The 21120-nt window shown below is 68.8% G+C and carries 22 protein-coding genes; 18 read left to right on the top strand and 4 right to left on the bottom strand.

What is annotated here, in order from left to right; all coding sequences use genetic code 11:
* Positions 1-77 precede the first annotated feature (77 nt).
* The 10 genes from ABL840_RS12635 to ABL840_RS12680 all read left to right on the top strand — a co-directional run bounded on the left by ABL840_RS12635 (position 78) and on the right by ABL840_RS12680 (position 9410).
* Positions 78-1016 carry a tryptophan 2,3-dioxygenase gene (locus tag ABL840_RS12635; protein ID WP_093301197.1) on the top strand — a complete coding sequence of 313 codons (939 nt, stop codon included), beginning with the start codon at positions 78-80 and terminating at the stop codon, positions 1014-1016.
* A 32-nt stretch (positions 1017-1048) separates the two neighbouring features.
* Positions 1049-2239, top strand: a complete 1191-nt coding sequence (locus tag ABL840_RS12640) for an aromatic amino acid transaminase (protein ID WP_093300850.1) — start codon at positions 1049-1051, stop codon at positions 2237-2239.
* On the top strand, positions 2236-3420 hold the full coding sequence (locus tag ABL840_RS12645; protein ID WP_093300849.1) for an FAD-dependent oxidoreductase: 1185 nt from the start codon (positions 2236-2238) through the stop codon (positions 3418-3420). Before ABL840_RS12640 ends, ABL840_RS12645 begins: the two co-directional genes overlap by 4 nt.
* 82 nt (positions 3421-3502) lie before the next feature.
* Positions 3503-4501: a Bug family tripartite tricarboxylate transporter substrate binding protein gene (locus ABL840_RS12650; RefSeq protein WP_093300847.1), complete on the top strand. Its 999-nt coding sequence runs from the start codon at positions 3503-3505 to the stop codon at positions 4499-4501.
* Between the two features lie 138 nt (positions 4502-4639).
* On the top strand, positions 4640-5302 hold the full coding sequence (locus ABL840_RS12655) for an alpha/beta hydrolase (RefSeq protein WP_093300845.1): 663 nt from the start codon (positions 4640-4642) through the stop codon (positions 5300-5302).
* A gap of 34 nt (positions 5303-5336) precedes the next feature.
* Positions 5337-5654 (top strand): putative quinol monooxygenase, encoded by a 318-nt coding sequence (locus tag ABL840_RS12660; RefSeq protein WP_093300844.1) that lies wholly within the window; start codon positions 5337-5339, stop codon positions 5652-5654.
* 137 nt (positions 5655-5791) lie between these two features.
* A complete protein-coding gene (gene gshA, locus ABL840_RS12665; protein WP_093300842.1) occupies positions 5792-7351 on the top strand; it encodes a glutamate--cysteine ligase in 1560 nt (519 codons plus the stop codon).
* Positions 7352-7503: 152 nt separating this feature from the next.
* Complete coding sequence (locus ABL840_RS12670; RefSeq protein ID WP_093300841.1) at positions 7504-8433, top strand: SDR family NAD(P)-dependent oxidoreductase; 930 nt, start codon at positions 7504-7506, stop codon at positions 8431-8433.
* A 112-nt stretch (positions 8434-8545) separates the two neighbouring features.
* Positions 8546-8965 (top strand): nuclear transport factor 2 family protein, encoded by a 420-nt coding sequence (locus ABL840_RS12675; protein WP_093300839.1) that lies wholly within the window; start codon positions 8546-8548, stop codon positions 8963-8965.
* Positions 8955-9410: a MerR family transcriptional regulator gene (locus tag ABL840_RS12680; RefSeq protein ID WP_093300838.1), complete on the top strand. Its 456-nt coding sequence runs from the start codon at positions 8955-8957 to the stop codon at positions 9408-9410. Before ABL840_RS12675 ends, ABL840_RS12680 begins: the two co-directional genes overlap by 11 nt.
* Here the strand turns inward: ABL840_RS12680 and ABL840_RS12685 are convergent.
* From ABL840_RS12685 to ABL840_RS12695, 3 genes are all read right to left on the bottom strand, one after another.
* The gene (locus tag ABL840_RS12685) at positions 9397-9756 is read right to left on the bottom strand and encodes an HPF/RaiA family ribosome-associated protein (RefSeq protein WP_093204408.1); all 360 of its coding nucleotides are present in this window, start codon (positions 9754-9756) and stop codon (positions 9397-9399) included. The genes ABL840_RS12680 and ABL840_RS12685 overlap by 14 nt on opposite strands.
* A 118-nt stretch (positions 9757-9874) precedes the next feature.
* Positions 9875-10303, bottom strand: coding sequence for a CBS domain-containing protein (locus ABL840_RS12690; RefSeq protein WP_093300836.1), 429 nt, complete (start codon positions 10301-10303; stop codon positions 9875-9877).
* A 146-nt stretch (positions 10304-10449) separates the two neighbouring features.
* A complete protein-coding gene (locus tag ABL840_RS12695; protein WP_093300835.1) occupies positions 10450-11067 on the bottom strand; it encodes a cell envelope protein SmpA in 618 nt (205 codons plus the stop codon).
* 224 nt (positions 11068-11291) lie between these two features.
* Between ABL840_RS12695 and ylqF the strand changes: the two genes are divergently transcribed.
* Positions 11292-12254: a ribosome biogenesis GTPase YlqF gene (gene ylqF / locus ABL840_RS12700; RefSeq protein ID WP_093300833.1), complete on the top strand. Its 963-nt coding sequence runs from the start codon at positions 11292-11294 to the stop codon at positions 12252-12254.
* A 74-nt stretch (positions 12255-12328) separates the two neighbouring features.
* On the opposite strand, the gene ABL840_RS12705 is transcribed toward ylqF, so the two are convergent.
* Positions 12329-13153, bottom strand: coding sequence for a hypothetical protein (locus ABL840_RS12705; protein ID WP_093300832.1), 825 nt, complete (start codon positions 13151-13153; stop codon positions 12329-12331).
* A 142-nt stretch (positions 13154-13295) separates the two neighbouring features.
* Here ABL840_RS12705 and ABL840_RS12710 point away from each other — a divergent pair, with 142 nt between their 5' ends.
* The 7 genes from ABL840_RS12710 (at position 13296) to ABL840_RS12740 (ending at position 21106) form a co-directional block, all read left to right on the top strand.
* Complete coding sequence (locus ABL840_RS12710; protein ID WP_093300830.1) at positions 13296-14384, top strand: suppressor of fused domain protein; 1089 nt, start codon at positions 13296-13298, stop codon at positions 14382-14384.
* A 45-nt stretch (positions 14385-14429) separates the two neighbouring features.
* A complete protein-coding gene (locus ABL840_RS12715; protein WP_093204424.1) occupies positions 14430-14885 on the top strand; it encodes a Fur family transcriptional regulator in 456 nt (151 codons plus the stop codon).
* Between the two features lie 93 nt (positions 14886-14978).
* Entirely contained in the window at positions 14979-15128 is a 150-nt protein-coding gene (gene ykgO / locus ABL840_RS12720; RefSeq protein ID WP_019654976.1) for a type B 50S ribosomal protein L36, read from the top strand.
* A gap of 136 nt (positions 15129-15264) precedes the next feature.
* Positions 15265-15972 (top strand): ABC transporter ATP-binding protein, encoded by a 708-nt coding sequence (locus ABL840_RS12725; RefSeq protein ID WP_093204925.1) that lies wholly within the window; start codon positions 15265-15267, stop codon positions 15970-15972.
* Position 15973: 1 nt separating this feature from the next.
* Positions 15974-17374 (top strand): DUF3526 domain-containing protein, encoded by a 1401-nt coding sequence (locus tag ABL840_RS12730; RefSeq protein ID WP_176947435.1) that lies wholly within the window; start codon positions 15974-15976, stop codon positions 17372-17374.
* Positions 17375-17398: 24 nt separating this feature from the next.
* Positions 17399-18877: an ABC transporter permease subunit gene (locus ABL840_RS12735; RefSeq protein WP_093300829.1), complete on the top strand. Its 1479-nt coding sequence runs from the start codon at positions 17399-17401 to the stop codon at positions 18875-18877.
* A 48-nt stretch (positions 18878-18925) separates the two neighbouring features.
* On the top strand, positions 18926-21106 hold the full coding sequence (locus tag ABL840_RS12740) for a TonB-dependent receptor (protein WP_093300827.1): 2181 nt from the start codon (positions 18926-18928) through the stop codon (positions 21104-21106).
* Positions 21107-21120 lie beyond the last annotated feature (14 nt).

The following is a 21120-nucleotide window of genomic DNA, read 5'->3' on the forward strand; positions in this document are numbered from 1 at the left end:
GGCCGTCCGTACGCCCGGTGCCCAAATCCGGCCTGCCGGAGGTTGAGGCCGCCGCGCACGCGCCGAACAATCGGCGCATGGCCACCACCCCACGCAAGAGAGTCGTTCCCGAAGTCCGCAACCCCGCGCTCGAGCTGTCGCTGGTGAAGCCCATCGCCACCGGCGACAACACGCAGCGCGCCACGACCGTGCGCGACACCGACGGCGAGCCGCTGACCGCCTTCGAGGGCACCAGCAACCCCTACCTGGAGCACCAGCGCAACGACCTGCTGCTGAGCCTTCAGCACATGCGCAGCGAAGGCCACGACGAGATGGTCTTCATGTGCATCACGCACTGCAAGGAGCTCACCTTCAAGGCCATCCACTACGAGCTGGCCAACATGCAGGCGCGCGTGCGGGCCGACGACGTGGCCGGCGCGCTGCAGCTGGCGCCGCGCGTGAAGGCGCTGCTCGAATTCCTCGGCAAGACCTGGGACGTGCTCTCGACCATCACGCCGCACGAGTTCAACCAGTTCCGCAACACGCTGGGCATCGCCTCGGGGCAGCAGTCGTACATGTACCGGCACGTGGAGTTCATCCTCGGCAACAAGTCGGTGCCGCTGGCGCGGGCGCATGCCAACAACCCCGACGTGTGGCCCTGGATGGAGCGGGCTCTGAACTCGCCGAGCCTCTACGACGACGTGCTCGCGCTGCTGCACCGCCGCGACATCGCTGTGCCGCCCGAGGCGCTGTCGCGCGACTGGTCCGCGCCCTACGTGACGAACCCCGGCGTGGAGGCGGCATGGCTGTGGGTGTACGGCGACCCGACGCCCGAGAGCGAGCTCTACCGCCTCGGCGAGGCGCTGATGGACATCGCCGACGTGTTCTCGCAGTACCGCTGGCGGCACTTCGTGTCGGTCGAGCGCATCCTGGGCTTCAAGCCCGGCACGGGCGGCTCGGCCGGCGTGGGATGGCTGCGCAGCGTGGTCGACCACCGCTTCTTTCCCGAGCTTTGGTCGGTGCGGACGCAGCTCTGAGGCTGTCTCTTTTTCTTTCTCCTGGAGCTCCTGTGTTCGATCGACTGCCGGCGTACGCCGACGACCCCATCCTCGGCCTGTTCGAGACCTACAAGGCCGATCCGCGACCCGACAAGGTCAACCTCGGCATCGGCATCTACTGCGACGAAGCGGGGCAGGTGCCGGTGCTCGAATCGGTGAGGGCCGCGCGTGAAGCGGGCGCGGGGGCGCGAGGCCCCAGCGTCTACCTGCCGACCGAGGGAGGCGAGGCCTACCGCCATGCCGTACGCGAACTGGTCTTCGGCGGGAACGTCGGAAACGTCGTGGTGGTGCAGACCGTCGCCGGCACCGGCGCGCTGAAGGTCGGCGCCGATTTCCTGAAGGGCGTGCTGCCCGATGCCGCGATCTGGATGCCCGACCCGACCTGGGCCAACCACGCGGCCATCTTCGCCGGCGCGGGTTTCCGCGTCGAGAGCTATCCGTACTACGCGAAGTCGACCGGGCGCTTCGACATCGACGGCGCCGTCGCGGCGCTGCGGAAGCTGCAGGCCGGCAGTGTGGTGCTGCTGCACCCGTGCTGCCACAACCCGACCGGCGTCGATCCGTCGCAGGCCGAGTGGCGGGCACTGCTCGGCGTGATCGAACAGCGCGGCCTGCTGCCTTTCTTCGACATGGCCTACCAGGGCTTCGCGCACGACGTGGACGAGGACGCATGGGCGGTGCGCGAATGCGTGCGGCGCGGCATTGCCTGCCTGGTGGCGAGTTCGTTCTCGAAGATCTTCTCGCTGTACGGCGAGCGCGTGGGCGCGCTGGCCGTGCACGCGCCCTCGGCGGACCAGGGGCGGCTGCTGGGGCAGCTCAAGCTGGCGATCCGCCGCAGCTATTCGTGCCCGCCGGCACAAGGGGCTGCGCTGGTCGAGGCCGTGCTTTCGAACGCAGTCTGGAACGCGCAGTGGCGCGCCGAACTGGACGCCATGCGAGCCCGCATGCGCGCGATGCGCACGGGCCTGCACCGCATGCTGGGCGAGGCCCTGCCAGGGCAGGACTTCGGCTTTCTCGTCGAGCACAACGGCATGTTCAGCTACTCGGGGCTGTCGGCCGGGCAGATCGCGATGCTGCAGTCGCGCCACGGGGTCTACGTGGTGGGGTCGGGGCGCATCTGCGTCGCGGGGCTCAACGGGTCGAACATCGCCCGCGTCTGCGAGGCGCTGGCCGACGTGTGCGGTGGCGAGGTGGCGCGATGATGCAGGCGGCACGGGTATTGATCGTCGGCGCAGGCATCGCGGGCTGCTCGGCCGCCATCGCGCTGGCCGACCGGGGCTTTCGCGTCACGCTGGTCGAGAAGCAGGCCGAGTGGCGCTTCCAGAGCTCGGGCATCTTCATCTACGGCAACGGGCTGGAGGCGCTGCGCCGGGTCGGGGTGCTGCCGGAGATCCTGCAGGCGGGCTTCTCCATCGAGGACGGCCGCAACGTCTACCTCGACCACCACGGCGAGCCCATCGTCGACGTGTTCTATCCGCGCTCCAGCGGCGGCGCGGCGCCCATCGCGGGCATCAGGCGCGCGGAGATGCATCGCATCCTGGCAGCGCGGCTCGATGCGCTGGGCGTGGAGATCCGCCTGGCCACCACCGTGACGAAGATCGAATCGCCGGAAGGCAGCGATCGCGCGGAGGTCGTGTTCTCCGATGGCACGGCGCAGCGCTTCGATCTCGTCGTCGGCGCCGACGGCATCCGCTCGCAGCTGCGCGAGGCCGTCGCCGGCCCCATCGCGCCGCGCTACACCGGCTTCGGCGTCTGGCGCAGCGTGCACGAGCGGCCGCGCGAGCTGGACGCCAAGATCATGATGATGGGCATCGGCAAGCGGCTGGGCATCATGCCGATCAGCGACGACAGGCTCTACATCTTCGGCACGGTGAGCGAGCCGGCCGGGCGCTGGTATCCGAAGGAGGACTGGCCCGCGCGGATGCGCGAGCGCTTCGCCGAGTTCGGCGGGCCGGCCCGGCAGTTCCTCGACCAGCTCGGCGCCGGGTCCGAGGTGCTCTACACGGCGGTCGAGGAAGTGCAGGCGCCGCTGCCCTGGCACGCGGGCCGCGTGCTGCTGATCGGCGATGCGGCGCATGCCTCCACGCCCTTCATGGGGCAGGGCGGGGCGATGGCGGTGGAAGACGCCGTGGTGCTGGCCGACATGCTGGCGCGCGACGGCATCGGCGAAGCCTCTCTGCGGGCGTTCGGCGAGCGCCGGTTCCCGATGTGCCGCTTCGTGCAGGACGCTTCACGCAGGGTTGGCGAGGCGGGCGCGCTGGAAGACGCCGAAAGCTGCGCCCGGCGCAACGCCGCCATGCGCGAGGGCGCGCAGCAGCAGGTCGATGCCTTCTATGGCCAGCTGGCCGGGTTCGCGGCGCCGCATATGCCGGAACCGGCCTAAGCATCTGACAAATGGGTCGTTCGCTTGCGGGCGAGGGCGCGACAGAATCGCGCCCTTTGTCTCCTGCAATCGAAAGTTCGTCATGCGCGCCCATTCCCCTTTGTCGAAGCTGCTGAAACCCGCCCTCGTGCTGCTGGCGTGTGCTTCGCTGGGCGTGGCCGCTCAGGCGCAGACGGCCGCGGCGGCCTATCCGTCGAAGCCGGTGCACATCACCGTGGCGAACACGCCCGGAAGCTCGCCCGACGTGCTGGCGCGCTACCTGGGGCAGCGGCTGTCGGAGCAATGGAAGCAGCCGGTGGTGGTCGACAACCGCGCCGGCGCGGCGGGCATCCTGGCAGCCGACGGGCTGGCCAAGGCGCAGCCCGACGGCTATTCGCTGCTGGTGGGGGCGGACGGCCCCATCACCATCCTTCCCAACATCCAGGCCGGTCTTCCCTATGACGCGCGGCGCGACCTGGTGCCGGTGGTGTCGCTCGGCCAGATCGACTTCGTGCTCGTCGCCAACCCGAAGACGGGTTTCCGCACGGTGGCCGACTTCGTGCACGCGGCGAAGGCCCGTCCGGGGCACATCAACTACGCATCGGCCGGCAACGGCAGCCCGCAGCAGCTCAGCATGGAACTGCTCAAGCAGAAGGCAGGCATCTACGTCACGCACATCCCGTACCGCGGCGGTCCGCTGGGCATGCAGGACGTGATCGCGGGGCAGGTCGACGTGATGTTCATCGCGGTCGGACCAGCGCTGCCGCACATACGCAGCGGCCGGCTGGTGGCGCTGGGCACCAGCGGCGAGAAGCGCCATGCGCTGCTGCCCGAGGTGCCGACCGTGGCCGAGAGCTACAAGGGCTACCGCTCGGGTACCTGGTTCGGCCTGTTCGCGCCGGCGCGCACGCCGCAGCCGGTGCTCGACGCCATCGCCTCGGAGGCCGGGCGCATCGTGCAGGCACCGGCCGCCCGCGCCGAGCTCGCGGCGCAGGGCATCGAGGCCACGGGCTATCCGCAGCGGCAGTTCCAGACGCAGGTGTCGGCCGAGTACGAGCGCTATGCGCAGATCGTCAAGGCCGTCGGCATCAAGGCCGAATAGCAACGTTTCGCCCCTCGAGGTAACGGCAGGGCCGCACATCGAAACGATGTGCAAGTCGGCCTACCGGCCGTTTCGGAGGCCCGGGCCGGGATGCGCTAAGGTCCGGGCATCCGAGTTCCCGAATACCTTCGCCCGACCATGTCCCGTCCTCCCATCGAGATCGAAACCGCCCCCAACCCCACCGCCACGGTGATTGTGATGCACGGCCTCGGCGCCGACGGCAACGATTTCGTGCCCATCGCCGGCGAGCTCGACCTCTCGGCCGTGGGGCCAGTGCGCTTCGTGTTCCCCAATGCGCCTGTCATGCCGGTGACCATCAACGGCGGCTACCAGATGCCTGCCTGGTACGACATCGTCGTGCCCGACCTCGAGGCTGAGGAAGACGAAGCCGGCCTGCGCCGCTCGCAGGCGACCGTCGAGGCCGTGATCGCAGGCGAGAAGGCCCGCGGCATCGCCGCCGACCGCATCGTGGTGGCCGGCTTCTCGCAAGGCTGCGCGATGGCCCTGATGACGGGCCTGCGCCACACCGAGCGGCTGGCCGGCATCGTCGGCCTCTCGGGTTACCTGCCGATCGCGGCCACCACCGCGGCCGAGCGGCATGCGGCCAACCACGAGACGCCCGTTTTTCTCGCCCACGGCCGGCAGGACCCGGTGGTCCCCTATGCGGCGGCCGTGCGCACGCGCGAGGCGCTCGGCACGCTGGGCTATGCCGTCGAATGGCACGAATACACCATGGCGCACTCGGTGTGCATGGAAGAAGTCGCCGACCTGAACCGCTTCCTCCTGCGGGTGCTCGGCTGAACCTGAATCAACGCTCGCACGAAGGAGCCGCAAAATGATCCTCGTCATCGGACACGCGCTGGCCAAGCCGGACACCCTGCAGGCCATGCTCGCCATCAGCACCGAGCACGTGCTGCGTTCGCGCGCCGAGCCCGGCTGCATCTCGCACGAGGTGTCGACGGACGTGCAGGAGCCGCTGCGCCTGACCTTCGTGGAGCGCTGGAGCGACATGGACGCGCTGCAGGCGCACTTCCGGGTGGACGCCTCGCGCGCCTTCGCCAAGGCGCTCTCGGCCATGGCCGAGGGCACGCCGGAAATCCATGTGTACCGGTCGGAAGAGATCGACCTGTCGGCGGGCCGCTCCAGGGCCTGAGCGGGATCCGGAATGCCGGCAGCTATCAAAAACATAGCGCGCAACAGGGTAGCCAGCCCCGGGATTCCCTGCACGAGCAGTGCCCGCTTGCCCGTGCTACCTTCCTGCCCCTCAGAAGATTGATGGGTCATAACAATATGAGCAACAGATTGCAGGAGAGGTTGGGTGCACTTTCAGCCGCACGACTGAAGGGCATGCGACGCGGAATCGAGAAGGAAAGCCTGCGCGCGCTGCCGGACGGCAAGCTCGCGCTGACGCCGCATCCGCTCGCGCTGGGCTCCGCGCTCACGCATCCGCACATCACCACCGACTTCAGCGAATCGCAGCTCGAACTCATCACGGGCGTGCACGCGGACGTCGATTCGGCGATCGAGGAACTCACGCGGGTTCACCAGTTCACCTGCCGCGTGCTCGACGGACTGGGCGACGAGCGCCTCTGGGTGTCGAGCATGCCCTGCGGCCTGCCCACCGACGAGACCATTCCGATCGGCCGCTACGGCTCCTCGAACGTGGGGCGCGCCAAGAGCGTCTACCGCATGGGCCTGAGCCACCGCTATGGTCGACGCATGCAGACCATCTCGGGCATTCACTACAACTGGTCGCTGCCCGATGTGTCGAGCGAACAGTATTTCGCGCTCATCCGCAACTTCCGCCGCCAGGCCTTCCTGCTGCTGTACCTGTTCGGCGCCTCGCCGGCGCTGTGTTCGAGCTTCGTGGCGGGCCGCCCGCACGAGCTGCAGCCGCTGGGCGACGGCAGCATGTTCATGCCGCACGGCACCTCGCTGCGCATGGGCCGCCTGGGCTACCAGAGCGACGCGCAGGCCTCGCTGGCCGTGAGCTACAACAGCCTCGAGGGCTACGGCGCCTCGCTGCAGGACGCGCTCACGCGCCCGTGGCCGGCGTACGAGGCCATCGGCATCCGCAACCTCGGTGGCGACTACAACCAGCTCGGCACCAGCCTGCTGCAGATCGAGAACGAGTTCTACGGCACCATCCGCCCCAAGCGCGTGATCAACCCCGGCGAGCGCCCGCTGCATGCGCTGCGCGAGCGCGGCGTGGAATACGTCGAAGTGCGCCTGATGGACCTCGACCCCTTCGAGACCGTCGGCATCAACGCGCAGACCATGCGCTTCATCGACGTGTTCCTGCTGCACTGCCTGCTGAGCGACAGCCCCGACGACACGCCGCAGGAAATCGCCGACCTCGCGCAGAACCAGCACCTCACCGCCGCGCGCGGCCGCGAGCCGGGCCTGAAGCTGCGGCGCAACGGCGCCGAGGTGACGCTGGCCGACTGGGGCCTGGAGCTGGTCGAGCAGTGCCTGCCCATCGCCGCCGCGCTCGACGCGGCGCAGGGCAGCGGCACGGCGCATGCCGATGCGGTGCGCGCCGCCAGGGCCGCGCTGCAGGACCCCGACAGCCTGCCTTCGGCGCGCGTTCTCGCGGCCATCGAGAAGGAGCACGGCAACTCCTTCATCGGCTTCGTGCGTGCCCGCTCCGAGCAGACCCGCGCCACGCTGCTGGGCCTGCCGTTCTCGGCGGCGCAGCAGGCGGAGTTCGAGCAGATGACGGCCGAGTCCATCCAGGAGCAGAAGCGCATCGAGGCGGCCGACACCATGCCCTTCGAGATCTACCGCGAGCAGTACGTCTCGCCCGCGCGCCTGGGCATGCCGCGCAGCCGCGCGGCGGTTGCCGCCTGACTCCTTTCCTGACGCGCTGGCGACTGGGGCAGTCGCGCGCGGGCTGCCTCGCGGCCGCTTTCTGGGGTAAAACGCCACGCTGCCGACCGCCGGGGAAGCCCCCCGGCACGGCAACGAACAACGGCAACTCCCATGGAAGGCGACACAGAGACATGAGCAACGGCAGCAGCAACCTCGATTTCAAGGGCCGCGTGGCCATCGTGACCGGCGCGGGCGGCGGCCTGGGCCGCCAGCATGCGCTGGCACTGGCGGCGCGCGGCGCGAAGGTGGTGGTCAACGACCTGGGCGGCGCGCGCGACGGCTCCGGCGGTTCGGTGAGCGCCGCGCAGGCGGTGGTCGACGAGATCAAGGCTGCCGGCGGCGAGGCCATTGCCAACGGCGCCTCGGTCACCGACTTCGAGGCGGTGCAGGCCATGGTCAAGGAGGCGGTCGATGCCTGGGGCCGCGTCGACATCCTCGTCAACAACGCCGGCATCCTGCGCGACAAGAGCTTCGCCAAGATGGACCTCGCCGACTTCAAGCTGGTGGTCGACGTGCACCTGATGGGCGCCGTGAACTGCACCAAGGCCGTCTGGGCGCTCATGAACGAGCAGAAGTACGGCCGCATCGTGATGACCACCTCGTCCACGGGCCTGTACGGCAACTTCGGCCAGAGCAACTACGGCGCGGCCAAGCTGGCGCTGGTGGGCCTGATGCAGACGCTGAGCATCGAGGGTGCGAAGAACGACATCCGCGTGAACTGCCTGGCGCCCACCGCGGCCACGCGCATGACCGAGGACCTGTTCCCCAAGGAAATGCTCGAGGCCTTCCGCCCCGAGGCCGTGGTGCCCGCCATGCTGGTGCTGGCCGCGCAGGACGCGCCCAACCGCACCGTCCTCTGCGCGGGCGCCGGCACCTTCGAGGCCGCGCACATCACGCTGACGCAGGGTGCCTGGCTGGGCATCGAGGCCGACACGCCCGAGCAGCTCGCGGCGCGCCTGTCGGAGGTGACCGACCGCGAAGGCGAGGCGGTGCCGCAAAGCGGCGCGGCACAGGGCGCGAACGAAGTCGCCAAGGGCATGGCGAACGCGAAGCGGGGCTGACCACCGGACCAGTCCGGCACCGTGTTCATGGCGCGCTTGACCTAGAGCGCACTCGAGCATTTCCAATGAATTCACCGGGTATCCGGTTCATTCAACAAGAGGAAATCAAGCCATGAACACGATCGAGAACAAGGCCCTGGTCCAGCACATCCACGACGAGCTGGACAAGGGCAACGGCCGGGCCTTCGTCGACAGCCTTGCCGACGACGCGAGCTGGAAGCTCGAGGGCAGCACGGCGTGGTCGCGCACCTACCGGGGCAAGAAGGCGATCCGCGAGGAGCTGCTCGACCCGCTCTTCGCCCAGTTCGCCGCGCCCTACAGGAGCAGGACCGAACGCGTCATCGCCGAGGGCGACCGGGTGGTGGTGCTCTTCAGCGGCGACGTGCCCACCAAGGCCGGCAAGCGCTACAACAACCGCTATTGCTACGTCTACCGACTCGAAGGAGGCAAGGTGAAAGAGCTGACCGAATACTTCGACACCGCGCTGGTGCAGGAGGCGCTGCTGCCTCCGGCCGTCGTCCATGCCGGCTGAAAGAGGGACTCCCTTCCACATCGGCGAGCTGGCTGCGCGCACCGGCCGCACCGTGCACGCCATCCGCTGGTACGAGACGCAGGGCCTCGTGCCCGGCGTGGCGCGCGACGAGGGCGGCCGGCGGCTGTACGTCGAGCTTCACGTGGGCTGGCTCGACCTGATGGAGCGGCTGCGCCGCACCGGCATGTCGATCGCCGAGATGCGCGAATACACCGCGCTCGCGCTGCAGGGCAAGGTCACGCTGCGCGAGCGGCGCGACATGCTCGCGGCGCACCGCGAGCGCGTGAACCAGACCATTGCCGAGTGGAAGAGGGCGCTGTCGCTCGTCGATCGCAAGATCGACTTCTACGACGAGTGGATGACCAGCGGCCACCGTCCGCCGCTCATTGCCGCGGAGCCCTCCGCCGTGCCCGCCAGGCGCGGGCGTGGCGCTACTCGGCGATGAAGTTCGGATCGGTGCGGATCGAGCCCCGGTCCCGGTGGTTGTGAAGCCGCCCCAGCGTGTTCTCGATCAGGCGCTTCAGCTTGTCCGACGCGCCCCGGAAGGCCTCGTCGAGGCTGGCCGCGTGCTGCGTCACCGCGAGCGGTTGGTGGTGCGCCAGGCGCGCCTCCATCACGCAGCACTTGTCGCCGCTGCCGGCCTTGTCGTGGTTCTCGTCGCTCAGGTGTACCTCGACGCGCGTCACGTCGTCGACGAAACGGCTCAGGTTCTGCTTGATCTCCGCATCGGCCCAACGCTCCAGCGCGTCCTTGTTGGTGATGCCGTTGCTCGTGTTGACCTGTATCTGCATTCAGTGTCCCCGCTGGATGGATGAACGAAAGCCCACTGTGCGCCATGAGGCGCCGGAGGGTGCGTAGGTCTATTCCCTACCCGCGCGCCGGGCAGGGTCTGCGATGGCGCGGACCGGCTCAGCTCTGGATGTAGGTGGTCAGCTGCTCGATGGTGGCTTCCTGGTCCGTGATGATGTCGTCCATCAGGTCCTGGATGGAGATCATGCCGACCACCTTGTCGCCGTCGACCACCGGCAGGTGGCGGAACTTGCGCTGACTCATGAGCGCCATGCAGGCGCGCGTGCGGGTCTGGGGGGTGACGGTCATCACGTCGGGCGTCATGATCTCGCGCACCTTCACTTCCTTCGAGTTCTTGCCCTGCAGCGCGACCTTGCGGGTGTAGTCGCGCTCGGAGAGGAAGCCCACCAGCCTTTCGCCGTCCATCACCATCAGCGCGCCCACCTCGAAGCGCGCCAGGATGGAAAGCGCGTCGAACACGCTGGTGTCGGGGGAGGTGCGCCATGCCGCGGAATCATGGCGCTTGAGCAGTTCGGAGACGGGTTTCATCGTTGGCAACTCCATCAAAGGGTTTCGATTCGACCGACGCTCGGGCGCCGCACTCGGTCAAATCATAGGGGCGATGAATGACCGCGCGGCGCAAAAAACTCTAAGGGAATGCGCGTGTGTGCAAGACACGCGCAATGCGCGAGAACTTAAGGCTGCGCAGCCGAAGTCGCGACGAACACGCGGCTCAGCGCCACGGCGTCGCCCACCACCGCCTTCACGAGGCCCTTCTCGTCGAACTGCACTTGGAACTCCGACCAGCTGTCGCGCCAGTAGCGCCACACGGGCGCGTCGAGGCTGGGGTTCTCGCTGGCCACCGGATAGGCGATGGCCATCAGCACCTGCTCGCGCGTCATGCCGGTCATCACCTTGCCGGCGAGGATGGCGTCGCGCACCGGAGCGGGGAAGGTCGCGAGCTTCTGCTTCGGGTCCTGGGTCACGACGTAGCGCTGCGCGAAGGTGGGCAGCGGGATGTTGCGGCTGTAGTCGTTCTTGATGCGCTGCTGCTTGCCGCCGAGCTCCACGCCGAACCAGCGGAAGTCGTAGGTCGTGACGCGCGCCGGAGTGCCCACCGCCACGATGCTCGTGCCTTGCTCGTCGTAGTTGATGTCGCTGATCGAGTCGCCGTAGGTGCGCATGTTGCAGCACAGGAAGCCGCTGACCAGCGGGCCGGGCGGCGGGGAGGGCCGCTGGGCGTGGGCGACGGTGACGAACGCGGGCACGACGGTGGCTGCCAGCAGGGCGGCAGCGGCAAGGCGCTTGAACATGGATTTCCCTCGGAGTTGTTGGAGTAACTGCCGCACCGGTGCCGGTTGGCAGCGAAGGGATTCTAGGAGCGAACAACCCGAAAGCGAAGGCAGAATGCCCGCCTGCAGCTATGGAAAGCGTAGCAACAAGCTCCCGTTCAGGTTCCCGGTTCACAATGCGCACCGGCCCCCGCGGGCCGCCCCATTCACAGGCAGAGACAGCGCGAAAGAAAGAAGAGCCCACGATGGCGATCCAGTGGTTCCCCGGTCACATGTATTCGACCCAGAAGGCCATCACCGAGCGGGTGAAGGACATCGACGTGGTCATCGAGCTGCTCGACGCGCGGCTGCCCGGCTCCAGCGCCAATCCGATGCTGGCCGAGCTCACGGCCGGCCGGCCCACGCTGAAGGTACTCAACAAGCAGGACCTGGCCGACCCCGAGCGCACCGCACTCTGGCTGGCGTACTACAACGCGCTGCCGGCCACCCGCGCCATCCCCCTGGACGCGAGCCAGACCACCCCGGCCCAGCAGATCGTGAAGGCCTGCCACGAGCTCTCGCCCAACCGCGGCGGCCTGGCCAAGCCGATGAGGGTGCTGATCTGCGGCATTCCCAACGTGGGCAAGTCCACCCTCATCAACACGCTCACCGGCAGCCGCAAGGCCAAGACCGGCGACGAGGCCGGCATCACCAAGCTGGAGCAGCGCATCACGCTGGCCGACGACTTCTACCTGTGGGACACGCCCGGCATGCTGTGGCCGCGCATCATCGTGCCCAGGAGCGGCTACAACCTCGCGGCCAGCGGCGCGGTGGGGCGCAACGCCTTCGACGAGGAAGAGGTTGCGCTCGAGCTGCTCGGCTACCTCAAGTCGAACTACGCCGCCGGCATCGCCGCGCGCTTCAAGCTCGTGGAACTCGACGCCGAGACCATGGCCGGCATGAAGGATGAGGCCCTGCTCGACACCATCGGCCGCAAGCGCGGCGCGCTGCTGGGCAAGGGCCGCGTCAACCTGCAGAAGGCGGCGGAGATCGTGATGCACGAGTTCCGCGCCGGCAACCTCGGGCGAATCACGCTCGAGACGCCCGAGGAGTTCGCCGTGTGGCTGGCCGAGGGCCAGCGTGCGGACGCCGAACGCGCCGCGAAGAAGGCCGCGCGCAAGCAGAAGGGCAAGCCGAAGCCCGAGGCCGCGTCCGGGCAGGACGCCTGAGGCAGCCGGAGATGCCTGCCGAGCCCGATGACGCCTCGGCCTCGCGCTCGGCGCCCTGTTCGCAGGGCGGCGGTTCAATCCAGCGCGAACAGCGCCGCCGCGGCCTCGTCGAGCGCCGCGACCCGGCGCGAGTCTGAGCGCGGGCCGGCCGCCTGCAGCGCACGCTGATACATCGCCAGCCGCGTGGCCGACACCGGCCTGCACAGCGGCCTCCCGCGCGTCTGCGCAATGCCGCGTCCGGGCACCACGTAGCGCCCCGGGTTGAGTCGCGCGAAGCGGATGTACGCCTGCAGCGTGGGCAGGACGTCGGCGTGCAGGGCGTTCATGCGCTTTTCAGCGTCCTTGCCGATCTGCGCGAGGCCCTTCGCGTCCTTCGTGATCGGCAGGCCCAGGATGTCGGCCATGTCGATCTCGAAGTGCGTGAAGTCGCCGTAGGGGCGCTTGCAGTCGATCACGAAGCTGTTCCAGTTGGCGTGCTGCAGCAGGCGGATGTGCTCGGCCGTCACGTCGAAGGCCGTGCGCTGCTCGAAGGGCGGCTCGAAGGCGTAGTGCCCGGCCACGAAGTTCGCGTGCAGGAAGAAGGCGGCCGCCACGTTCACGAAGCGGTCGAAGACCGGCGAGCTGCCGCCGTCGAGCACGTCGCCGAACTGCTCGAGCGTCATGTCGGGCGGCACGATGGCGGGCGCGCCGGATTCGCAGCCGACCCACTCGGCATGGCTGCGGCGGAACCAGTCGATGTCCGCCTGCGTGATCTCTATGCTGCCCGGCTGGGGCGGCGGCGTCGCCGGGGCGGCCGCGGGCGCGTCCTGCGATTGCCCGCAGCCCGACGCGGCCAGCAGGGCGGTGGCGGCGCATGCGGCAGAAAGTACCAGCGCATCCCGCCGATGGAACCATCTCACGTTGTTCTCTCCACTGAAAAAGCTGTCTATCTCTGTCTGTTCGGCGCACGAGGATGCCATGCGGGCCTGACATCTGCCTGAGGGCGGCCGGGGCCGGTGTAGGCTTGCCGCCATCGATATCGCAAGGAGCGCAAGGAGCGACATGACCGAAGCAGCGCAAGGCCGGGACGCCGACGACGACGAAGATCTCTCGCCGGGCTGGGACGCCATCACGGCCGCGCTGGAGCGCGTCTACCCGGGCCAGGAGCCGAAGCACTACGCCACGGTCATCAAGTGGATGCTCGGCGGGCCCGACCCGCTCGACGGCGTGAGCGTGTGGAAGCGCATGGAGCCGGTGCCGCACTGGCACTACCTGAGCTACGGGCTCAGCGAGCTCTACACCAAGGAATCGAACGATGCCGAAACCAGCGGCTACGGCTTCGAGCTGAGCTTCCGCCTGGCCTGCGAGCCGGACGACGAAGACCCGCCCGCATGGGCCGTCAACTTCCTGCAGAACCTCGCGCGCTACGTGTTCAAGAGCGGCAACGTGTTCGACGACGGTCACTGGATGACCGCCAACGGCCCCATCGCGCTCGAGCAAGAGACGCTGATCCGCTCGATGGGCTTCGTGTTCGATCCCGAGCTGCCGGCCATCGACACGCCGAACGGCCGCATGAGCTTCATCCAGGTCGTCGGCCTCACGGAAGACGAGGAGCGCGCCGGCAAGCAATGGGATACGCGCAAGCTGCTCGAAGCGCTGCTGCCCGCGATGCCGCTGTGGGTGACCGACCTCGCCAGGCCCTCGCTGCTCGACGACGCCGAAGTTCGCCGGCGCGTGGAGGAGGGCGCGGCGCGCGACGGATCGTCCAGTGGTTTTCTCTTCACCGAAGTGCTCGGCTGGGAGACGAGCAAGCGGCTGCTGCGCTCGCCCGTCACCGAGATCACCCTCGGCGCGCGGCAGGTCGACGAGCTGGTCGCGCTGCTGCCGCTGCGGCTGCCTTTCGGGCGCGACTTCCACTTCGCGAGCCGCGAGAAGGCACTGGTCTTCGAGCATGGCGAGACCGACAGCGTTTCCGAGGAAGACGACAGGCTCGTGATGCGACTGAGCGACGCCACCGTGCGCGAACTGGCCCGCACGCTGAAGCCGGTCGCCGGTACCTACGAGGTACGGGGTTTTGGCGCCGTGCACTGGAAGGTGCAGAAGACGACAATCAGGGACCCGCAGGGGAACGTGGTCCGCACCATCGGCTGACCGGTCGCCCGCAAAGCCAGCCCCGAAGCCAGCTCCAGAATCCAGATGCAACGTCTCACGCGTCAACGCAACGCCGTCTTCTCCGCCTTCAGCGACGCAGGCCGCGTCCTCACCGCTCCCCAGATCCTGGCGCACGCGCGAGAGATCGTTCCCGAGATCAGCCTCTCGACCGTCTACCGCCAGGTCTCGCTGCTGCTGGCGGACGGCGAGATCGCCAAGGTCGAGCTGCCCGGCGAGCCCGCCCGCTACGAGGTGGCGTGCAAGCCCGAGGCGCATGGAAAGCCTGGCCACGGCGCCAAGCACGCCGACCACCACCATCACTACTTCCATTGCTCTAGTTGCGGGCAGGTGTACCTGCTGCACTCGTGCCCCGGGCCGATGGACGACCTGGTACCGAAGGGCTTTCAGGTGAAGAGCCACGAAGTGACGCTGCACGGCGTGTGCGCGTCGTGCGCCGGCGCGTCAACGTCCGACAAGGGGCGTGCAGGCAAGGCGCACTGACCGGCCGCCTTTCATCCGGCTTTCGATTTATTGAGAATGAATTCTCAATAACGTATAGTCGCGGGTCCGAATCCTCTGGTTCCGATCCCGACCATGCAAGTCCTGTCCTCGCTCAAAGAAGCAAAGAAACGCCACCGCGACTGCCAGGTGGTGACGCGGCGCGGCCGCACCTACGTCATCTGCAAGTCCAATCCGCGCTTCAAGGCCCGCCAGGGCGGCGCGAAGAACAGGCACAAGCGCTGAGCACACGCGCTTGTCGGCGCCCCGGCTGAATCGCCGGCGCCGCGGGCTTCCCAATCACTGAACGACCGCTTCGGCGCGCATGCGCCGGCGCGCGGCTGCGCTCGTCGTTTTTTTCTTCTCATACCGGGTCCCTTCCATGCTCCGAGCCATCGGCCTCACCAAGCAGTACGGCGCGCACACCGCGCTCGACCGCCTCGACCTCGACATCCGCGCCGGCGACATCTACTGCCTGCTGGGCGCGAACGGCGCCGGCAAGACCACGACCATCAACCTGTTCCTGAACTTCGTCGAGCCGAGTTCCGGCACGGTCGAAATCAACGGCATCGACGTCGTGCGCCACCCGGTGGCCACCAAGCAGCACGTGGCCTACATCCCCGAGCAGGTCACGCTGTACGGGCCGCTCTCGGGGCTGGAGAACCTACGCTTCTTCGCCGGCCTGGCGCTGGGCCGCGAGCTGCCGCGCGAACGACTGCTGGAGCTGATGACGCAGGTGGGGCTCGACCATGCCGCGGCCGACAAGCGCGTGTCCGCGTATTCGAAGGGCATGCGCCAGAAGGTGTGGATCGCGGTGGCGCTGGCCAAGCAGGCCAAGGCGCTGCTGCTCGACGAGCCCACCTCGGGGCTCGATCCGCAGGCGGCCAGCGAGTTCTCGGGCCTGTTGCGCAGTGCGGCCGACAGCGGCGTGGCCGTGCTCACCACCACGCACGACCTGTTCCACGCGCAGCAGACCGCCACGCGCGTCGGGATCATGAAGCGCGGCCGGCTCGTCGAGAGCCTGGACGGCGAGGCGCAGATCGCGAAGACCGATCTGCAGTCCCTTTACTTGCAGCACATGAGGGCCTGACATGCTGACGAGCTGGATCGCACGCCGCGAATTCCTCGAGCGCCTGCGCGACGGGCGCCTCTACTGGGCCGGCGGACTGGTCGCCGTGCTGCTGCTCACCGCGCTGGCCGTGGGCTGGGCGCACCAGCGCGCCGCGCAGGCCGAGCAGCGCACCGCGCAGGCCATGGACTACCGCGACTGGCTGCGGCAGGACCGCCGCCATCCGCACGACGCCGCGCACCAGGGCATGCATGCCTTCAAGCCCGAGGCGGCGCTGTCGATGATCGACGCGGGCATCAATCCCTTCATCGGCAGCACCGTGTGGCTGCAGGCGCACCGCCAGAGCGAAGTGAAGTTCAACGCCGCGCAGGACGCGACCGGCCTGCAGCGCTTCGGCAATCTCTCGGTCGGCTGGATCCTGCAGGTGCTCGGGCCCCTGCTGGTGATCGTGCTGGGCTTCAACGCCTTCGCGGGCGAGCGCGAACAGGGCATCCTGCGGCAGACGCTGAGCCTGGGCGTGCCGCCGCTGCGGCTGCTGGGCGGCAAGGCACTCGCGCTGGCCGGCTCGCTGGCTGCGCTGCTGGTGCCGGCCGCGCTTATCGCCGCGGTGGCGGTGGCCGCCGGCGCGGGAGAGGGCGAGCGGCTGGACGCTCTGATCCGGCTGGGCGCCTGGTCGCTCGGCTATGCCGTGTACCTGGGCATCTTCGTGTTCGTGGTGCTCGGCGTGTCGGCCCTCTCGTCGACCTCGCGCATGGCGATCACGCTGCTGCTGGCGCTGTGGATCGCGCAGGCGGTGATGGCGCCGCGCGTGCTGTCGGAGCTGTCGCGCGCGTGGTTTCCGAGCCCGACGCGGCTGGAGTTCAACCAGGCGCTCGGGGCCGAGCTCAAGACGGTGTCCGACGGCGTCTGGAAGAAGAACTTCGGCTCCACCGAGCGCTGGGGCCGCGACGTGCCGTTGAGCAAGTGGGGCATCGCGCTGCGCCTGGACGACCAGGCCTCGTACCCCGTGTACGACCGCCACTACGGCCGCCTGTGGGACACCTGGGAGCGGCAGCAGGCGGTGCAGGAATGGAGCGGCCTGCTGCTGCCCATCCTCGCCGTGCGCAGCTTCTCGATGGGCATGGCGGGCACCGACTTCGCGCACCACCGCAGCTTCACCACCGCGGCCGAACTGCATCGCCGCCGCATCCAGGACCTGATGAGCGAAGACCTCGTGGCGCACGCCGATCCGCTGGGCGACCGCCATTTCGCCTACCAGGCCGCGCCCGACCTGTGGGCGACCGTGCCGCCCTTCGACTACCACCTGCCGCACGCGGGCTGGGCGTTGCGCCACCAGGTGCGCAGCTTCGCGGTGCTGTGCGCCGGCCTGCTGCTGGCGGCGGCCTTTGCCGCCTTCGCCGCCTCGCGCCAGCGCGCGCTCTGAAGCAGGCAAGGCATGACAACGACCATGACACTCCCCATCGATCCACCGCAGGGCCGCCGGCTTCTGTCCGTGATGCGCCAGGAATGGCGCCTGATGCTCGCCGAGCGCACCCTGTGGGCCGTCGGCGCGCTGTTCCTGCTGCTGGTGGCCTATGCCCTCGGCAACGGGCTGCTGCAGACCGCGAGCCGCGACCGCGCGCAGGCGGCAGTCGCCCGGGCCGACCATGACGCCCGCGCGGCGCAGCGCGTGCTGCTGGAGAACATCCTCGCCGGCACCGCGCAGCCCACGCCCTTCGAGAACCCGGCCGACCCGTCGCGCATGGCCAGCGGCTACGGCGGCCATCACGCGATCCTGCCGACCGCGCCGCTGGGGCCGGTCGCGCTGGGGCAGAGCGACCTGTTCCCGAGCCAGTTCAAGGTCACCGGCCAGAGCCGCGTGGTGTTCATGAACCCGAGCGACATCGAGAGCCCATGGCATCTGCTGAGCGGGCACTTCGACCTGGCTTTCGTCATCGTCTACCTGTTGCCGCTGCTGATCTTCGCGCTCGGCTACAACCTGCTGTCGGCCGAGCGCGAGAACGGCACGCTGCGCCTGCTGCTGTCGCAGCCGCTGCGCCTGCGCACGCTGCTCGCGGGCAAGCTCACGGTGCGCGCGGCGGTGCTGCTGGCCCCCGCTGTGCTGCTGCCGGTGGCCGTGCTGCTGGTGGCGCGGCAGGCGGGCCTGGCCGGCTCGCCCGGCGCCACGCTGTGGTGGTGGGCGCTGCTGGTGGGGGCGTACGCGCTCTTCTGGTTCGCGCTGGTGGTGGCGGTCAATGCCTTCGGTGCCTCATCGGCGACGAACGCGATGGTGCTGGTCATCGCCTGGGTGCTGCTCGTGCTGGTGGCGCCGGTGCTGCTGAACCTGGCCGTGACGCAGGCCAGCCCCGCGCCTTCGCGCACCGAGCTGGCCACGCGCCAGCGCATCGTGACCGCCGAGGCGATGAAGCGCCACGCCGACCTGATGAGCACCGACTACCAGCACGTCGGCCGCGGTGCGATCCTCGTGCCGCGCGAGGGCAAGATCGAGATCGCCGGCCGGTTGCTGGGCAACTACCTGATCGAGAAGGAAGTCGACGAGGCCATCAGGCCCGAGCTCGACCGCTTCGACGCGCAGCAGGCCGGGCAGCAGGCGCTGCTGGGCCGCTTCAGCGCGGTGTCTCCGGCGGCCGTGGCCTACGAGGGCATGACCGCGCTGGCCGGCACTGGCACGCGTCGGCAGGCGCGCTTCGAAGCGCAGACCGTCGCCTACCACGAGGCATGGAAGCGCTTCTTCTTCGCGCGCATCGACTCGCGCGACGCGCTCTCGCCCTCCGACTTCGATCGCATTCCCGCGTTCGCCTGGCAGGAAGAGCCCGCCAGCCTCGTGCGCGGACAGGCCGCGCTCGCCGTGCTGCAGCTGCTGGTGCCGAGCCTGCTGCTGTTCGGCCTGGCCGCGTGGCGCCTGCGCCGCTTCTCGGTCGCGTAGCCGCGCCCCGGTTTTCTTTCCTCATTGCAATTCAGAGCAAGCAATCCAATGACCATGTTCATCCGCACGGCCATGGCGGCGGCCGCCGTCACCGCATTCCAGGCTTCGTACGCGCAGGAGGGCGCGGAGCTCGGCACCGTCACCGTCGAGGGCAGCCGCGATGCCAACAGCCTGCATCTGGGCGAATCGAGCGGCACCGCCTCGCGCCTGGGGCTTTCGGTGCGCGAGACGCCGGCCTCGGTCGAGATCCTCACGCAGGACGCCATCCAGCAGCGCGGCGCGCGCACCTTCAGCGAGGCGCTGCGCGGCATGACGGGTCTCACCGGCGGCGGTCCGCCGTCGTCGCCGACCACGCTGTCCACGCGCGGCTTCACCAGCCTGCAGTACCTTTACGACGGCGTGCGCAGCTCCGGCGCGGGCGTGACCAACCGCGTGCAGGACACCTGGAACTACGAGCGCATCGAGGTGCTGAAGGGCCCGGCCTCGGTGATCGACGGCGAGGGCGCCATCGGCGGCGTCGTCAACTTCGTGACCAAGCGGCCCGACCGCAGCAACCCGAACAAGGAGGCGTTGCTTTCGTACGGCAGCTACGGCTCCACCCGCGCTGCCTTCGGCTTCGGCGGCGCGCTGGGCGACGCGAGCGCCTACCGGCTGGACTACAGCCGCAACGACACGAAGGTCGGCACCATCGCCCGCAACGGCGAGCGCATCGACCACTTCACCAGCGGCCTGATGGTCGACTTCGGCGGCTCGGTGAAACTGGACCTTTCCTTCGACTACCTGCGCGACGACAACCAGGCCTATTGGGGCACACCGCTGGTGCCGGCGAGCTTCGCCACGCAGCCGACGAACGTGGTCAGCACGCCCGACGGCCGCGTGATCGACCGGCGCCTGATCCGCAACAACTACAACGTGCCCGACGACAGGAATTCGTCGGAAACCTACTGGCTGCGCGCGCGCCTCACGGGCCAGCTCGACGGCGGCTGGTCGTGGCGCAACGAGTTCTCGGCCAACAGGGCGAACCGCGTGTTCCGCAACTCCGAGAGCGCGGTGTTCGTGGCGCCGGCCAACATCGCGCGCGACCAGACGCTGATCACGCACGACCAGGACTTCTGGCTGAACCGCTTCGACGCCACCCACAAGGGCACGCTCGGCGGCATGGACAACCGCTTCGTCGTCGGTGGCGAATACAGCGAGACGCGCTTCGGCAGCCAGCGCCGCTTCTCCGACAGCAGTGCCGCCACAGCCAGTCTGCTGCGCGTGCCGGTGTTCGACCCGTACCTCGCGCCGTTCAATGAGAACCCCGCGCTCAGCACGGGCGCCGGCAACCGCACCAACACGAGCGCGAACGTGAAGGTGAGCTCGGTCTTCGTGGAAGACGCCCTGAAGCCGCTGCGCAACCTCACGCTGGTGGGCGGCCTGCGCCACGACCGCACCGAGGTCGAGCGCGGCATCGCCGACCTGAACCTGGGCAGCTACACGCGCTTCGGCGCCAGCTACCGTTCGACCTCGGGCCGCATCGGCGCGGTGTACGACATCACGCCGCAGTCGAGCGTGTATGCGCAGTACACCAACGCCACGCTGCCGGTGAATTCGCTGTTCCTTCTGTCGGCGTCGAACGCGACTTTTCCGATGTCGCGCGGCAAGCAGGCCGAGGTGGGTTTCAAGCAGAGCATTCCCGAGGCGAACCTGGAGTGGACGGCCGCCGCCTACAAGATCGCGCTCGACAACGTGCTCTCGCGGGACCCCAACGACGCCCGCAACACCGTGAACAACGGGCGCCAGTCCTCGCGCGGCATCGAGCTCTCGACCGTGTGGCGGCCGACGCGCGAATGGACGCTGGCCGGCAACCTCGCCGCGCTCGACGCGCGCTACGACACGCTGATCGAGGCCGGCGGCGTCTCGCGCGTGGGCAAGACGCCGCCCAACGTGCCCGAGCGTGTGGCCAACCTGTTCGCCACCTATCGGCCCGACGGGTCGAAGTTCGAGTACTTCGCCTCGCTCAACCACACGGGCCGCATGTACACCGACAACGCCAACCAGATCCGCATCAACGGCTTCACCACGCTCGATGCGGCGGTGAGCTACCGCTTGCAGAACGTGCTGCTGAGCTTCCGCGTGCGCAACCTGACCGACAAGCTCTACGCCACTTGGGCCGGCCGCGCGACCAGTCAGGTGCTGCTGGCGCCGCGGCGTACCTTCGAGCTATCGGCCAAGTTCGACTTCTGAGCTTCTGAAAGTGC

Source organism: Variovorax sp. NFACC27, assembly GCF_048301545.1.
GTDB lineage: Bacteria > Pseudomonadota > Gammaproteobacteria > Burkholderiales > Burkholderiaceae_C > Variovorax > Variovorax gossypii.